This is a genomic window from Lysinibacillus sp. CD3-6, assembly GCF_006351725.2.
In the GTDB taxonomy this organism is placed as follows: domain Bacteria; phylum Bacillota; class Bacilli; order Bacillales_A; family Planococcaceae; genus Lysinibacillus.
Genome location: NZ_CP085880.1, coordinates 1,512,434 through 1,527,723, shown reverse-complemented (window position 1 = coordinate 1,527,723; position 15,290 = coordinate 1,512,434). Strand labels below are relative to the sequence as shown.

The window sequence follows — 15,290 nt, the reverse complement described above, 5'->3', positions numbered from 1 at the left end:
AAAGCTGGCATCCTTACCATACATGTTGATTAATTAACTAAAGGCTAGAGCCTGAACATACAACAGGCTCTTCCCATCATCAAAATAATACCCAGTTATTGAAAAACGGCTCGTTCTTTTTTAATCAAATTTTTTAATCAACATCCAAATCCATCTACATATAAAAGTATTATTTTTATAGTTAGTAAAATATATAAAAGAAAGGAAGTTTAGAAGGAGTGAAATACTGATGAAGTGCGTCATCTATGTTCGAGTCAGCACAGATGAACAGGCTAAACATGGATTTTCGATTGCTGCACAAATCGAAAAATTAGAGGCTTATTGTGTTTCACAAGGATGGGAAATTGTTGAGGAGCCCTACATCGATGATGGCTATTCTGCTAAAGATTTAAATAGACCCCATTTCCAAGCAATGCTACAGCGCATTCAGCAAGGAGGAATCGATGTCCTTCTTGTGTATAAGCTAGATCGCTTAACTCGCTCTGTCCCTGATCTCCACACAATTTTAGCTGAGTTAGATCAATATGAATGTAAATTTAAATCCGCTACAGAAGTTTACGATACGACAAATGCGATGGGTCGTTTATTTATAACACTTGTTGCTGCGATTGCCCAGTGGGAGCGAGAAAATACAGCAGAACGGGTACGTTTAGGAATGGAAAAGAAAGTGAAGTTGGGTTACTGGAAAGGTGGCACGCCCCCTTATGGCTATCACGTAGTGGATGGTGAATTAGCTATCAATAAAGAAGAAGCTCAAATTGTGAAAGACATCTTTACATTAGCCAAGACATTAGGTTTTTTCTCACTTGCCCGCCAATTAACAAATAAAGGAACCCCCACGCGAAAAGGCGGACAATGGCATGTCGATACTGTGCGAGATATTGCTAATAATCCGACATACGCAGGTTACTTAATGTTTAGCTCTAATCCGAAAGACATTAAAAAGCCTCCTCGGGAACGTGTGCTGTTTGAAGGCATTCATGAACGTATTATAGATCGTGAAGAATTTTGGGAGCTACAAGATTTGTTAGAAAAACGCAGAACCTTTGGAGGAAAGCGCGAATCGAGTAATTACTATTTTTCCTCACTTTTAAAATGTGCTCGATGCGGGCATGCAATGTCTGGTCATAAAGCTGGCAAGAAAAAAACATATCGATGTTCTGGCAAGAAAGCTGGAAAAGCTTGTACTAGTCATATGATTTTAGAAAGCAATTTAGTGCAAACCATCTTTGCAAAATGGGATGACTTGGTCGGTGGCCATTTTCAAAGTAACGAAGGCGACGCAATATTCCCAATGGCACAACTGTCGTCATTACAAAAGGAATTAGCTGTTGTGCAAAAGCTTTCACATAAGAAGAAAACCATGTTCGAACATGATATTATCGGCATCGACGAGTTAATAGAAGAAAGTGAAAAGCTTCGTCATCAAGAAAACGAGTTATACGCAAAGCTAAAAACGTTACAGCAGCAGGATCAGCGTCAACATGTGGAAATCCGAACTGTTATCCGCAATATTGATACACTATGGTTGAATGCCGATGATTACGAACGCAAGCAATTAATGACCACCATCTTCGAGCAAATTATCGTTGATACAAAGGATGATTATACGAGCAGTAAACAAGCCAGGGAAATTATAATTGTTGCAGCTAAATAATATGTCTTTTATTGGTGGCGGTACACTTATACCATGGGCACTCATTCCCGCTGCTGCTATTTGTAACGTCAGTCCATTTGAACTTGCACGGCGGAATTTAATACCTGTAGCGATAGGACTTATTGTTACGACAATTGTTGCGTTATTTTTAATTTAAAAACATCTGCTTGTTTATATTTTTTTACACTAGGCATCAAGAAGTACACCTTGATGCCTTTTCATCTGTTAAATGAGAGCTTTGACCTTTAAGAGAATTAGCCCCAAGTTCCGCATCCAAAACAAATTGGCAGCGTGGGAAGCACTGATACTGAATATCAACAACAATTGTCCCTACACATTACACCCTAATAAAACGCAAAGTTTTTTAACAAACGAATAATATTATCATATTCATATAATAATTTCATTAGCTTTTTACTGTACATCTGTTTAAAAATATATTATATTTTTTGATAATGTTCTCACATTGATAACATTTGCGTTTTCCATTAATACCATCTCTTTTCTACAGATAGGGGGCTCATAATGCTTAATAAAGCGGAGGTTTTAATGCATCCAGTGAGAATGAAGATTTTGCAGGCACTGATGCATAATACAGAAGACGGTTTAAGTACGTTAGAGATGATTTCTTTAATTAAAGATGTACCGCAAGCTACATTATATCGCCATATTCAAATATTAATGGATGAAAACATTATTAAAATTGTGAAAGAACGCAAAGTACGTTCTGTCACGGAAAAATTTTATGCTTTAAATGAGGGAGCAGCAAAAATAGATGCGGAGGAGTGGTCCAAGCTTACGAAAAAGCAAAAGCTAAACTATATTTCTTATTATCAATTAGCACTACTGTCTCAATATCAAAATTACTTAAACTTATTTGAAGAAGAATGCGTCGAGGATCAAGCTACTTTTTCATTACTTGACTTATCTTTAACAAAGGAACAGTTTAACAACTTTCAAAATGATTTAAATGATTTATTAACGAGATACTATAATATGTCCGATTCAAGCAATAAAACGGAAACAAAAACGATCGCATTAAATATTATTCCAAAATCTTAAGTAACAATATGTAGGTACGATCACTGGATTTAAATTGTAAAGAAATGGAGAAGATTTATGAAAAAAGGCAAGTCAGTTGAAAATATAAGAAAATTTATTATGATTATTATAGGCGCAGTCATCGCAGCATATGGACTTGAAGCGGTATTAATACCGAACAATGTCATTGATGGTGGCGTAACAGGTATTAGTATTATGGGTGCCCATTTATTCGGAATTCCGTTAGGGGTGCTACTCTTTGTACTTAATATCCCATTTATTTATATTGGCTACAAACAAGTAGGAAAAACTTTTGCATTAATGAGTAGTACTGGGATAGCGGCTTTATCGATTTCCACAGTTCTATTACATGATGTTAAAACAATTTTAGGTCCAAACGATCCTTTATTAATTGTCTTATCAGGTGGTATGTTACTTGGAATTGGAATAGGAATTGTCTTACGTAACGGTGGTGCATTAGATGGCTCTGAAGTGTTAGCCGTACTATTATCACGTAAAATTCCGTTTTCAGTCGGAGATATTATATTATTTATTAATGCCTTTATTTTCTTAGGGGCAAGCTTTATTTTCGGATTAGAAAGCGCATTATATTCAGCTTTAACGTACTATATTGCGAAAAACGTTATTGATATTATTCAAGTAGGTTTAGAAAAATCAAAAGATGTTCGTGTTGTCAGTGCAAAATCTGAGGAAATTGGTGACGCCATTCAAGCTCGTTTAGGACGTGGTGTTACTTATACACAAGGGCGTGGCGGATTTTCAAACGAACCAACTGAAATTTTGAACTGTGTCATTAACCGTATGGAAGAAAATAAGCTTGTGACAATCATTAAAGATATTGATAGCGGTGCTTTTGTTGTTATTTCTGATGTTTCAGAAGTTCGTGGTGGTAATTTCAAAAAACGAGATATTCACTAATATTAGAAGTAAGCAAGTATCATTACTTGCTTACTTCTTTTTATTTACCGTATTTGTTGGAGTTCACTATTATTTTTTTCATATTTTATTCCGTTTATTAGACAGATTGCTCCTACTAGGACAACAGCAGATGCACCTATTAGCGCATATTGATAACTGTTTGTATAGTTGGCCAATATTCCTGCTAGTGAAGGTCCAAGCAATTGCCCTAGTGCATAGCCTGCTGTTAAAACTCCTAATATTTTATGACTATTTAAAGGGACAATTTGCTTTGCTAAAGTAGTTGCAACCGTTGTAATCCCCATAAATGTCGCACCGAATATAAAAGCACTTGTATAAATTGTAAAAGTGTTTGTGGACAATGCTGGTAACACAATCCCTAATGACTGCAATAACATAGCTATAAATAATGTCATTACATAACCCCAACGCTGTGCAAGTTTTGACCAAATAAAACAAGATGGAATGGCTGCAATGCCAACGACAAACCATACAAAGACTGCATCCCCCTGAAAGCTTGTTGATTCATTTGCAATGGATACGATGAAAGTTCCAGTAATAATATAGCCAAGTCCTTCTAGACTATAGGCAAGTACTAGCCATTTAATCCACCTTGTCGGTAGAGCTTTACGCAATATTGGTGTTTCACTAGTTTGCTGTTGTGTTTTAAGTGTGTTTGGCTTTATTAAAATGACAATAAATATTAGTAAGATACTGCTAAATAATGCTAAGGCAAACCATGTGCCATACCAGTTAAATAAAGCATGTATTGGTGAAACAATTAAAGCACTTAATGCAATTCCTATCCCTACACCACTATAAAAAATCCCTGATAAGTGTGATTTCCTGCTCGTAGCTAATTGATCGAGCACTAGACTTGCAGCAATGACAAAAATAAAAGCACTCATTACGCCAGAAATAAACCGAAGCACATACCAAACAAAAATCACCTTAGTGCACCCCATTAAACCAGTAGTTACAATACTTATAACTAATGCTAGTTGTAAGAAGGGAATCCGTTTTTCTTTGAATTGTAGACGTCCAACAATAATGGCACCTACAAAATAGCCTAAATAATTGCTTGTAGCTAAAAAGCCTGCAGTTGCTCGACTAAACGCAAAAGCTTCTTGCATGTAAGGTAAAATGACTGTATAGGCAAAACGACTAATGCCCATTGCAACGATGAATGCAAAAACGCCTCCAATTAAATAATGAACTGTTTGCTTATTCATAGTTCCCCTCCCCTTCACATTTACTATAACTAATATTTAGGTATCACAAATAGAGCCGATTATTTATAATAGATATCAAATAAATTGATAGCAGGAGGGAATATCTTGAATTTTAATGATTTGCTTATTTTTCGGACGGTCGTACAAGCAGGAAGTTTTTCTAAAGCAGCCGCAGAACTTAATTACTCACAATCTAATATTTCAATGAAAATACAAAATCTTGAAGAATTATATAATGTAACCTTTTTTTATCGAGGACATCGCGGAATCCGTTTAACAGCTAAAGGAGAACAATTTTATGAAATCGTATTAAAAATGCTATATTTGCATGAAAAATCCTTTGAAATGCTCCATGATACGGGAGAAAAAAAGGGTGTTCTGCGTATTGGTTCAATGGAAACTACCGCTGCGCTCCATTTACCAACGCTCTTAACTAATTTTCATAAGTCGTATGCACAGATAGAGTTAACAATTTCAACGAGTACATCGACGGAAAATATTGAACGATTAGAAAATTATGAGTTAGATGGTGCTTTTGTTGTAGGGCCTGTTTATAAAGAGCATGTAATAGCAAAGGAATTTATCAATGAGGAGCTAGTAATCATTTCGTCAATCCAGCATAAACCAATTGAAAACTTGCAAGATATAGAAAATTGCACCCTTATTACTTTCCGTCATGGCTGCTCTTATCGGGCAATTTTTGAACACTGGTTACATGAAGACGGTGTGCAACCAAAGAAAAGAATGGAGTTTGGAACACTTGATGGCATTATCGGCTGTGTAGCAGCAGGACTTGGAGTAACGCTCCTGCCACGTGCAATCGCAGAAAAATATATCGCTTCGCAACCACTCGCTATTCATGTATTGGCTACAAAGCAAACGCATATCCCTACTTGGTTCATATATCGTCAAGATGATTTTCAACCACCTGCACTAACATATTTCATTGATTCGATTTTAGCGTACCAACAGCTTCAGAAGTGAACGTCTGTTTTCAATAGGCAAAAGACATACGATGGTTGCAAGCAACACAATATCAACACCTAAGGCTCTTTCACGACATTCTGAGCAGAAAAAGCTATACTTAAAATAGTTATGAGACATCTTGAATTTACAAAATGAAGGAGATCTAAATGGACTTATTTATAGCTAGTGATCGACAATTGCCAATCCGATATTATGTAAATGAAGCGATTTGGATTCGCCGTGGCTGTTTCTCACCACCACAATTAACATTGCCTTTTTTTGTGGAAGTAGAAATTAAAAATAACGACAATTTATCAATTATCACGCAATATATTCGTGAATTCCAATGTCAATATAAGTACACTGAAATGCAGATTCTCGTTAAGGACAACGTTATATATACTGAAATGGAAGTCATGCTCAACGACCAGCTTTTGAGCAATCATACGATTACTATCCATCCACTATCAAAGTAGTTATTTTTAAAAGTTATGTGGATTTCTCGGCTAACTTTTTCAATTTAACTTTTAGTTAATATGAATAATCGTACTAACGTTAGCTATTTTTTAACCTTGAGTAATGGATTATTTCTCCTGTCCTCTACTATTTTTAGGTGCCCACCTTAGTCATTACATCTAGTTCTACATCTCCACAAATTCGGTAGCAGGATAACGATTAATGTAAAAGAGCAGTTTTTGATATTTCAAACTACTTTCTTTAAAGAAACATTAAAATATTAAATTATCCTTGTCTAAATATGCATACAATTGGGTTAAAAAGAATAGAAACCTAATAGAGAGATAATGCAAAATTTAGCAAATGAAAAATAAAGTGGGGGTGTAGAAGGAATGCTTGAAATAAGTGATGCAAAAGAATTAGTACTCGGAATTGTGCAGCATGATCCATTGTTTGTCGTTCTACAACATACACCATTAGAAGAAACACTTTATGGTGATGCCTATTTAACACACATCCATGAAAAAAAATATTATAGTATTTCAGAAGTTGCAGGTTGGTTTGAAATAACGGATGCTATGCTCCGTTACTACATTAAACCTTTTGACCAGTATATTTTTGATAGTGCCTCTAATCATCAAATCACAAATATTCGGTTGGACCTCCCTGCCATTTTACGACTTCGTATGATACTACTTCTAAAGGACGAATACCGTGTAAAGGGCTTAAAACTTCTTCTAGGAATTGATGATAGCAGTCAGCAAATTAAGCACCAAATTACTGCTACCACTCTTGCTTCATCTGATGATTTAGCCAATAAAGTCGATGTTTTAGGTAGTGTCCTACAGCAAATGATACAAACAGGGTTATTTCATATGGAACCTAATGAAAAGCAAGGGACATTGCACATAACGATTAACGAAGATTTTTTAGCTCAAAATGCGCTATCTTCCGAATCGAGTCGCAAAATCGAAGACATCCAAAATGAAACAAATGAACTGAGACATATAAATGAAAATCTCCAAAAGCAAATGCTAGAGTTACAAGAAGGCAGCGTAAAGGATATTGTAAAAAAAATCCGTGAACGCCATATTGAAAATGAAATCGTTTCAACATTACGCACCGAAGCACTGCAACAATTTTCACTCGAAAATAAGTCAGGATTTTTCGCAAAAATTTTTAGATCCTCACAAATTGAGATGGAAAAGGAACAGTTTGTTTTTGGCTATATTTCACAACATTTAGAACAACGCTTGGAAGCAGCACTCAATACGTATTACGGTGCCTGACACGCAAACAATTCTGAATTGTTTGCGTGTCAGGCACCTCATAAGGAGTTGTTTTTTTGGGAGAGCAGGCAATTACATTAAATGCTGTCGAAAAACGTTTTCATCATAAACAAGTTATTGCCCCACTTTCCTTGGGCATTCCAACTGGTCAGTTAATTGGTTTACTTGGCCCATCTGGTTGTGGGAAAACAACATTAATTAAGCTAATCATGGGCATGTTGAAGCCAGATAGTGGCACTATCCATGTATTCAATTACGTTGTTCCTCACAAGCAATTGTTAATGGATATTGGATACATGGCACAATCCGATGCGCTATATACAGATTTAACAGGTGCAGAAAATCTCCATTTTTTTGCAAAGCTTTATCAATTATCAAAAAAAGAACGAATGGAGCGCGTCGCGTACGCTGCACATCTTGTTCGTTTAACCGACGAATTAAATAATAAAGTAATGAATTATTCTGGAGGGATGAAAAGAAGATTGTCCCTCGCAATTGCTCTGATTCAAAATCCAAAACTTTTGATTTTGGATGAACCAACAGTAGGGATAGATCCTGTATTGAAACAAGAAATTTGGCAGGAGCTTATTCGTCTTAAAGAACAAGAGAACAAAACAATTTTAGTGACGACACACGCAATGGATGAAGCAGAGCGTTGTGATCAATTAGCAATACTTCGTAGTGGCCACATTCTTGCACAAGGCACACCGAACGAGTTGAAAACAAAATATCAAGCTAAAGATTTTGATGAAGTGTTTTTAAAAGCTGGAGGAACAATACTATGAGAATTGGCGCCCTAGTTTTAAGAATTATTCAGCAAATGCGACGCGATAAGCGTACACTTGCATTGCTATTTCTTGCCCCCCTCCTCGTGCTTACCTTAATGTATTTTATTTTTAATAGTAATGAGCCTGTAGTAACGTTAGTTGTATCACATAGTCCGGCAGAGCTTATTGAAAAACTAGAAGCAGCCGATTTTGATGTAATTGAAAAAAATGATTTTACTATTGCCAAACTAAAAGAGCAACAATATGACGGTTGGTTAGCACTTCACAACAATCAAGTGAAGCTTACCTTATTAAATGACGATCCTACTACTGCTAGAGCTGTTATGATGAAGTTGTCACAAGTATTACAACCAGAGCAAGTTTCTAATATGGCGATAATGACCGACTATGTATACGGTGACAAAGATACGGCTATTTTTGATACTTTCAGCCCAATGCTTATCGGTTTCTTTGTTTTCTTTTTTGTTTTCTTAATTACTGGTATTGCCTTATTAAAGGAACGTATGTCTGGAACATTAGAGCGATTACTAGCAACACCTATTAAACGTGCCGAAATTGTAGCAGGTTATCTGATTGGTTACGGTTTTTTTGCCCTTATTCAAACCATTATAATTGTTCTATTCGGAATTTATGTTCTTGATATCGTCCATATAGGTTCCATTTGGCTCGTGTTTCTTATTAATATTTTGATTGCACTTGTATCTTTATCATTAGGTGCACTTTTATCTAGCTTCGCCGCTTCAGAGTTTCAAATGATGCAATTTATCCCCATTGTTATTGTGCCACAAGTATTCTTTTCGGGTATTTTCCCACTGGATCATATGGCGGAATGGTTACAATATATTGGTCGTATCATGCCACTATACTATGCGGCGGATGCCTTAAATGGCGTGATGTATAAAGGATTTTCCTTTAATGAAATTCTAGTAAATTTAGTAATTCTAGCTTGCTTTGCTATTGTCTTTATTATGTTAAATATCATTAGCTTAAAAAAATATCGTTCATTGTGACTTTTAAAAGGTTCTGCTCTTTAGTATGAGCAGAGCCTTTTATTTTTGCTAAATTAGAAAATAAAACCATTTTAAGAGGTATTTTGTGTAGGATTAATTTATAATAGAATCATTAGAATTATCACTCACAAAAAGGTGTGTCCTTATGAATACGATAATGGAAGTAAAAAATATTTCTAAACAATATAAAGCCACAAAAGTTTTAGACAACATTTCATTCTCCATTTATAACGCGGAAATTATAGCATTCGTCGGAAAGAATGGCTCAGGAAAGAGTACGCTACTCAAAATTATTGGTGGTATAGTGGATACAGATAGCGGAACAGTGACCAAACATCGACAATCTTTAAAAATCGGCTACGTACCCGAAGTCACTCCATCGCATCTATTATTTTCCCCTGAAGAGTATCTTTTTTATATGGGTAAAATTAGTGGTATCCCCAAAAAACATTTACAGCAAAAAATAGATCAATTACTAAAGATATTTAATATGGAGGCGTCTCGTTCGACAAGAATTACTCATTTTTCAAAAGGCATGAAGCAAAAAATTATGATTATGCAGGCAATGCTTGAAGAAACACATCTTCTCATCTTGGATGAACCTTTATCTGGACTTGATCCTCGCGCCCAAATTGATTTAGAACAAATTCTTTTGTCATTAAAGGAAAAAGGATATAGTATCATTTTAACTTGCCATGAAACAAAATTATTAGAAAATCTTGTAGACCGAGTTTTATTAATTCAAGAGGGCCAAGTGTTACAACTGGAATCATTTAAAGAAAACCATATTCCATACAATCAAATAATTTTTGAGTTATCAAGTCAAAAATCCCTTGATGCACTTTCTTCTCTTATCCAAATCAAAGAAATGCGTACATTAACGAATGGCAATCAAGTGGTGACCGTAAAAGTTAGTAGTCCAGATACTGATAAAATCCTTCTGACATTACTTCAGCACCAAGCGTCCATTAAACAGCTCATACCTCTAAATCCAAAGAAAGATCAATTCCATAGCCATTTCTAGGAGGTTTACAAGGGAAATGATGAGTTTATTGCACTATCAAATAGTTAACTATATAAGAACGTATAAATATATTCCGCCTTTTTTCATTTTCATTTTATGTATGGTAGTCAATTATGCATTTGTGCCAAATCCAATATTAGATAGTTACTCATTTACTTCGACATTTCTTTTTATGTTAATGGGATGGTTTACCGTTACAATATTTCATGGGGAGGATGAAGGACAAAAAGTAATTACTATACTCCATTCTAAGGGAGAAAAAGCTTATTTTAGGGCACTTTATTTGATTTGTATAATGATCGGCTTTAGTTTAAGCTGTGTTGCAGTATTCTATCCGATAATGATTGATGCATTTGGTGAAAGACCAAGGGCCTTACATATAATATTAGGCTTTCTAGCTCACTTTAGCCTTTCGATCCTTAGTATTGCACTCTCTTCCCTTTTTACAAGGGAACTAGTCCAAAACAGACAAAATTCTTGGTGGGGGGTACTTAGTATCCTAATCATTTCTTTAGCTATCGCTTCGTTGAAAAATGTCATCGTGCAAGTACAAGGTCTTATATGGCTTCTACCTCCTGTACATCTTTCTTTAAAAATGATGAGTGCAGATGATAGTATCCAAACAATACCTGCTGTTTTTTATTGGCAATATATATGGATTTTTATTTATAGCATGCTAGTAATTAGTTTGTACTTCTTTATTTCAAATCGTAAAAAGAAAATGTAATAAGTGCCAGGCACCCAAACAATTCTGAAAATTACGAGTGTCTGGCACCTAAAGAATTAATCAAGTAATTCTTTTAGCTGTTCAATTTCAGTAACTGTTAGTCCGGTTAATTCAGCAATTGTTTCAACATCTGTATTTCTTTTTAATAGTTTCAATACGATTTCCTTTTGCATCTTATTTTCTCCCTGTTTGATACCTTGCTCAATACCTTGTTGAATACCTTGTTGAATACCTTGTTGAATACCTTGCTGAATACCTTGCTCCATTCCCCGTTCTATTCCTTTTAATAGCCCTTCCTGCTCAGCTATATATTTTGTATCTTCAAGCTTCGCCGCCTCATCAAGAATATATTTCAAACGAGATTGGTAAGCATAATAATCTTCAGGGGATTGACTTAAATCTTGCCAAACATTGAAAGCATTTAATAACTCCTCATCTTTCATGGCGAGCTCCTCCAATTCCAAATAGATTTCTTCATAGACTTTACCTTTACGACCATCAACCATTGCCAGCAACATTAACCATCTAGCAAGTACATTTTCCCAAGAATTTAATTGCTTTGCGTACCATTGCTTTATAAATTTATTTATTTCGATAAAATGAATTTCAAGTACATCGTCCATTTTAAACTTCTCATCAAAGTCATATAGTTGGAAAAGAGAATGGTAATTATTTGTTTGTTCAAATAAACTAAAATTACAAATATTGATAGTTATTGTAGGTCGAAGTTTATAATAACCCATTCCTTTTCGAAGCTGAGAGGTATAAATTCGAGACCAATAATACAGTGTTCGTTTCATCATGTCGTATTTATTTGTCAGTTGGATTTCAACATTAATAAATAAATCATCTTGTGTTTTCACTAAAATATCCAAGCGTGACTGCTTATCATCTACATGCTCGCTACCGAATTCTTGCCGCATAAAAGAAATCTCTTTTATAGTATTACGGCCAGTACGTTTTAAAATAGCATTTAGAAAAACCACAGTAATATTTTTATTCTGCTCTGTACCAAAAAATTGTTTAAAAACATAATCTACCTTTAAATCGACAAAACTCTCAAGTGGGATTTTACGTAAAGTCTTTACACTCATTCGCATCACTCCAATTGATTGATTTACTATCTATAATTATAACATTTTGTCGATTTAGGGAAAAATGAAATATAGAAATAAATTGTTTAAGGTGCCAGGCACTCGAACAATTCTGAATGTTTTGTGTGCCTGACACCTTTAAACCTTACTTCATACCCTGCTGAACGAGCGATGGAATTTCACTTAATTCATCGATAATATAATCAGCTTTTTCTGTTGGGCTTGCATCGTTTCTTTTCCAAACTGCTACCATTCCCATATTTTTGGCTGCTTCGATATCATTTATTGCATGATCGCCTACAAACATACTAGATACGGCACGTACTTGTAATTTAGCTAAAGCACGGTCAAATATTTCAAGGTTTGGCTTTTTCAACCCCTCGCATTCTGAAATTAAAATGACCTCAAAATTTTGCTCAATACCAAGTGCTCGGATATTATCCAATTGAAATTGTCCAAATCCATTAGTAATCATGCCTAGTTTGATGTGTTGTTGCTTTAATTCACTAAGCATACGATGCAGATGCTGAAAAGGAATACAATAATGCTTGAAGTTGGAAACATAATCATCAAGTAACTCTTGTACTGAACATGCTGTTATATTAAATTCATTTATTAATTGTTTATAAACTTTATCTTTCCATACATATCCATTGTTATCTAATTCGATAAATCGACTAATGTAATCTTCTTTTGGAATACTTGAAAGTTTAGGAGCTAGACGATCATATTGATGTGAAACAAAAGTAATCAATGACTTCTCTCTGTCTAACAATGTACCATCTAAATCAAACAGCACAGCTTCTATAATGGCCTTTCCCTCCTCTTTTTGGTGCCAGGCACCCAAACAATTCTGAATATTTTGAGTGGCAGGCACCCGCACTATGGTGTGGATTGCACGTTTAAATTCGCTACTTTTTCTTGCTGTTTCATGACAATCCATTTACCGCATAACATCACTATTAACGCTAAAAATACGATGACTCCAGCAAAGATGAGTGCTGCTTTATAGCTGCTGTATACTACTACAAGTTGTCCAGCAATTATTGGTCCGATTATTTGGCCAAATGCATAAAATGTCGTTAATACTGAAACGATTGGACCACTTTGGGTTGGAAAGAGCTGTCTGGCATATGCGGTTGTCAATGTTACAATGCCAACGAATGTTAAGCCAAATAAAAATGAAGACAATAAAACACTCCACACTGTTTGTGAAAATACCGGCAACAAAATCCCTAGCACTTGTAATATGTATGCCACAAACAATATTTTAATTGCTGAAAACTTTTCTAATAAAACTGTCCAAACTGGGGCAGATGGGATTGCCGCCACTCCAACAATGACCCAGCTATAGGAAGAATACGCTTGGAGCGAAGGTATGTTGTGAATAATATCTACTAAAAATGTCCCTGTAATAATATAGCCAAGCCCTTCAAGACCATATGCCGCAATTAGCCAAGGCATAAAACCTCGCGACATTTTTGTATCAGACGATTTAGTAACCTTTACGCTATCGTGAACTTGTAAATTTCTCCATAAGATCAATGTAATAATTAATAAAAGTGCTGATAAAATTCCTAAGCCAATCCAAGTACCTTGCCAAGCAAAACGTACTTCAATGAAAGGTACGAACAAGCCAGATATGGCAATACCAAGTCCTATACCGCTAAATAAATAACCTGACCACTTTGTCAGTGATTGTTTAGCTAAATAATCCATAATAATACTGGATGTTAAAACAAATATTAGCCCTCCTGTAATCCCCGCAACTAAGCGCAGGACAAGCCAAACACTATAAATTTCAATTAGCCCCATAAGAACTACAGAAATAACATTTAACACTACACTTAACAGCAAAAAATTTTTCTTTTGGCGATAAATAAATCCAGCCCATAATGCACCAATAAAATAACCAATATAATTACTGGATGCTAAAAAGCCGGCCACATTAAACGAAAAGCCGACATCCTCCCGCATAAATGGCAAAATGGGCGTAAAAGCAAAACGGCTAATCCCCATTGCTACGACAAGTAATAATACTCCACCAAATAAGACCCCCACGTGTTGACGATTCATCACATCCGCTCCCCCTTTTGTTAATAAAAGGATACTTAATACACATTCAGAAAGCAATTATATTTATAAAATTTTACCAATATTCTAAAAACAAGCGTATTACAAGCTACAAAAAAGACTCAAGCAATTATACTTGAGTCTTCTAAATTTTATTTAGCTTCTAAATTCATAATAATAAATAAAATGAGCAAAAAAACGAGCAAACATATTCCTGTTATGACGATAGCCTTTCTACCAAGCATGCCCATTCACATTCCCTCTATAATCAGAATTTAACTCGATGTTAAAGGTTCTTGGACGCACCCCAATAACATTATCTCCTATTTTTGCACCTACAAAAGCTGTAAATGCAGCACTCGCATAAAATTTACCATCACTAACATATGCATCTAACGAAGTTCTTTCAAAACCACTTAAAGGAACAAAGTTCTGAACAATGTAAGCATTTTTATACTGTACAGAGGTTACTCTTTGATTACTATATTCAAATCTACCTTCTAATCTAATTTTCACAAAGGTTATCCCGAATAATCTAAAATCTGCATCAAATGATACTGGTCTAGTTTGTACGGTTGCTCTAGTATATCTATGTTTTTCATTGCTTTGTATACTGTTTTCAGTAAGCTCTACGTCAAAATTACCACCATTTTGTAAAACATCTAAAATTACTTCTTGCTTTTCTTTCGATAATTCACTATATTGCTGAATGAATTCATCGTACGTATCACCAAATGACTTTAGATAGGAAACATATTTTTCTGGGGTTTCAAATGGATTATCTTGCTCATTCTCACGTGCTGCCAAAGCAAAATTAGGGATTACTAGTCCTATAACTACTACAAATAAAATGAATACACTACTTATTTTTTTCATAGTATGCTCCTTTCTCTGTTTAGTAAGTATAGAGATTCTAGCAGTGAACGTTAGAATAACCTAATTACCATTTTTATACCTTGCTAGATTCAAAAGGCCATACTGCCACCTCCCTTTT

16 protein-coding genes are annotated in these 15,290 nt (G+C 35.1%); 11 read left to right on the top strand and 5 right to left on the bottom strand.

Features of this window, described 5'->3' with window-relative positions; translation table 11 throughout:
- The first annotated feature begins 229 nt into the window (after positions 1 to 229).
- From FH508_RS07265 to FH508_RS07250, 4 genes are all read left to right on the top strand, one after another.
- On the top strand, positions 230 to 1,657 hold the full coding sequence (locus FH508_RS07265) for a recombinase family protein (protein ID WP_173478345.1): 1,428 nt from the start codon (positions 230 to 232) through the stop codon (positions 1,655 to 1,657).
- Positions 1,641 to 1,814: a hypothetical protein gene (locus FH508_RS07260; RefSeq protein WP_228134535.1), complete on the top strand. Its 174-nt coding sequence runs from the start codon at positions 1,641 to 1,643 to the stop codon at positions 1,812 to 1,814. The genes FH508_RS07265 and FH508_RS07260 overlap by 17 nt, the downstream gene beginning before the upstream one ends.
- Positions 1,815 to 2,182: 368 nt before the next feature.
- A complete protein-coding gene (locus FH508_RS07255; RefSeq protein ID WP_139859916.1) occupies positions 2,183 to 2,719 on the top strand; it encodes a helix-turn-helix domain-containing protein in 537 nt (178 codons plus the stop codon).
- Positions 2,720 to 2,776: 57 nt separating this feature from the next.
- Positions 2,777 to 3,637: a YitT family protein gene (locus tag FH508_RS07250; protein ID WP_139859914.1), complete on the top strand. Its 861-nt coding sequence runs from the start codon at positions 2,777 to 2,779 to the stop codon at positions 3,635 to 3,637.
- 44 nt (positions 3,638 to 3,681) lie between these two features.
- Here the strand turns inward: FH508_RS07250 and FH508_RS07245 are convergent, their stop codons facing one another.
- A complete protein-coding gene (locus FH508_RS07245; RefSeq protein WP_139859912.1) occupies positions 3,682 to 4,869 on the bottom strand; it encodes a YbfB/YjiJ family MFS transporter in 1,188 nt (395 codons plus the stop codon).
- Positions 4,870 to 4,974: 105 nt separating this feature from the next.
- Here FH508_RS07245 and FH508_RS07240 point away from each other — a divergent pair, with 105 nt between their 5' ends.
- From FH508_RS07240 to FH508_RS07210, 7 genes are all read left to right on the top strand, one after another.
- Positions 4,975 to 5,853, top strand: a complete 879-nt coding sequence (locus FH508_RS07240; RefSeq protein WP_173478344.1) for a LysR family transcriptional regulator — start codon at positions 4,975 to 4,977, stop codon at positions 5,851 to 5,853.
- A gap of 149 nt (positions 5,854 to 6,002) precedes the next feature.
- Positions 6,003 to 6,311 carry a hypothetical protein gene (locus FH508_RS07235; protein ID WP_173478343.1) on the top strand — a complete coding sequence of 103 codons (309 nt, stop codon included), beginning with the start codon at positions 6,003 to 6,005 and terminating at the stop codon, positions 6,309 to 6,311.
- 372 nt (positions 6,312 to 6,683) lie between these two features.
- Entirely contained in the window at positions 6,684 to 7,580 is an 897-nt protein-coding gene (locus tag FH508_RS07230; protein ID WP_173478342.1) for a hypothetical protein, read from the top strand.
- A 56-nt stretch (positions 7,581 to 7,636) separates the two neighbouring features.
- Positions 7,637 to 8,365 carry an ABC transporter ATP-binding protein gene (locus FH508_RS07225; RefSeq protein WP_173478341.1) on the top strand — a complete coding sequence of 243 codons (729 nt, stop codon included), beginning with the start codon at positions 7,637 to 7,639 and terminating at the stop codon, positions 8,363 to 8,365.
- The gene (locus FH508_RS07220) at positions 8,362 to 9,378 is read left to right on the top strand and encodes an ABC transporter permease (protein ID WP_173478340.1); all 1,017 of its coding nucleotides are present in this window, start codon (positions 8,362 to 8,364) and stop codon (positions 9,376 to 9,378) included. Before FH508_RS07225 ends, FH508_RS07220 begins: the two co-directional genes overlap by 4 nt.
- A gap of 145 nt (positions 9,379 to 9,523) precedes the next feature.
- Positions 9,524 to 10,402: an ABC transporter ATP-binding protein gene (locus FH508_RS07215; protein ID WP_173478339.1), complete on the top strand. Its 879-nt coding sequence runs from the start codon at positions 9,524 to 9,526 to the stop codon at positions 10,400 to 10,402.
- Positions 10,403 to 10,418: 16 nt separating this feature from the next.
- Complete coding sequence (locus FH508_RS07210) at positions 10,419 to 11,129, top strand: ABC transporter permease (RefSeq protein WP_173478338.1); 711 nt, start codon at positions 10,419 to 10,421, stop codon at positions 11,127 to 11,129.
- Between the two features lie 56 nt (positions 11,130 to 11,185).
- Here FH508_RS07210 and FH508_RS07205 read toward each other — a convergent pair whose 3' ends face one another.
- From FH508_RS07205 to FH508_RS07190, 4 genes are all read right to left on the bottom strand, one after another.
- A complete protein-coding gene (locus FH508_RS07205; protein ID WP_173478337.1) occupies positions 11,186 to 12,223 on the bottom strand; it encodes an Rpn family recombination-promoting nuclease/putative transposase in 1,038 nt (345 codons plus the stop codon).
- Positions 12,224 to 12,368: 145 nt separating this feature from the next.
- On the bottom strand, positions 12,369 to 13,070 hold the full coding sequence (locus tag FH508_RS07200) for an HAD family hydrolase (protein WP_370635708.1): 702 nt from the start codon (positions 13,068 to 13,070) through the stop codon (positions 12,369 to 12,371).
- Positions 13,071 to 13,105: 35 nt separating this feature from the next.
- Positions 13,106 to 14,299, bottom strand: coding sequence for a YbfB/YjiJ family MFS transporter (locus tag FH508_RS07195; RefSeq protein ID WP_139860503.1), 1,194 nt, complete (start codon positions 14,297 to 14,299; stop codon positions 13,106 to 13,108).
- A 231-nt stretch (positions 14,300 to 14,530) separates the two neighbouring features.
- Positions 14,531 to 15,172, bottom strand: coding sequence for a hypothetical protein (locus FH508_RS07190; protein WP_173478336.1), 642 nt, complete (start codon positions 15,170 to 15,172; stop codon positions 14,531 to 14,533).
- Positions 15,173 to 15,290: the final 118 nt, after the last annotated feature.

Coding starts and splice junctions, on each gene's coding strand:
- FH508_RS07265 (WP_173478345.1), top strand. CDS start 230: ATGAAGTGCGTCATCTATGTTCGAGTCAGCACAGATGAACAGGCTAAA.
- FH508_RS07255 (WP_139859916.1), top strand. CDS start 2,183: ATGCTTAATAAAGCGGAGGTTTTAATGCATCCAGTGAGAATGAAGATT.
- FH508_RS07250 (WP_139859914.1), top strand. CDS start 2,777: ATGAAAAAAGGCAAGTCAGTTGAAAATATAAGAAAATTTATTATGATT.
- FH508_RS07245 (WP_139859912.1), bottom strand. CDS start 4,869: ATGAATAAGCAAACAGTTCATTATTTAATTGGAGGCGTTTTTGCATTC.
- FH508_RS07235 (WP_173478343.1), top strand. CDS start 6,003: ATGGACTTATTTATAGCTAGTGATCGACAATTGCCAATCCGATATTAT.
- FH508_RS07230 (WP_173478342.1), top strand. CDS start 6,684: ATGCTTGAAATAAGTGATGCAAAAGAATTAGTACTCGGAATTGTGCAG.
- FH508_RS07220 (WP_173478340.1), top strand. CDS start 8,362: ATGAGAATTGGCGCCCTAGTTTTAAGAATTATTCAGCAAATGCGACGC.
- FH508_RS07215 (WP_173478339.1), top strand. CDS start 9,524: ATGAATACGATAATGGAAGTAAAAAATATTTCTAAACAATATAAAGCC.
- FH508_RS07210 (WP_173478338.1), top strand. CDS start 10,419: ATGATGAGTTTATTGCACTATCAAATAGTTAACTATATAAGAACGTAT.
- FH508_RS07205 (WP_173478337.1), bottom strand. CDS start 12,223: ATGAGTGTAAAGACTTTACGTAAAATCCCACTTGAGAGTTTTGTCGAT.
- FH508_RS07195 (WP_139860503.1), bottom strand. CDS start 14,299: ATGAATCGTCAACACGTGGGGGTCTTATTTGGTGGAGTATTATTACTT.
- FH508_RS07190 (WP_173478336.1), bottom strand. CDS start 15,172: ATGAAAAAAATAAGTAGTGTATTCATTTTATTTGTAGTAGTTATAGGA.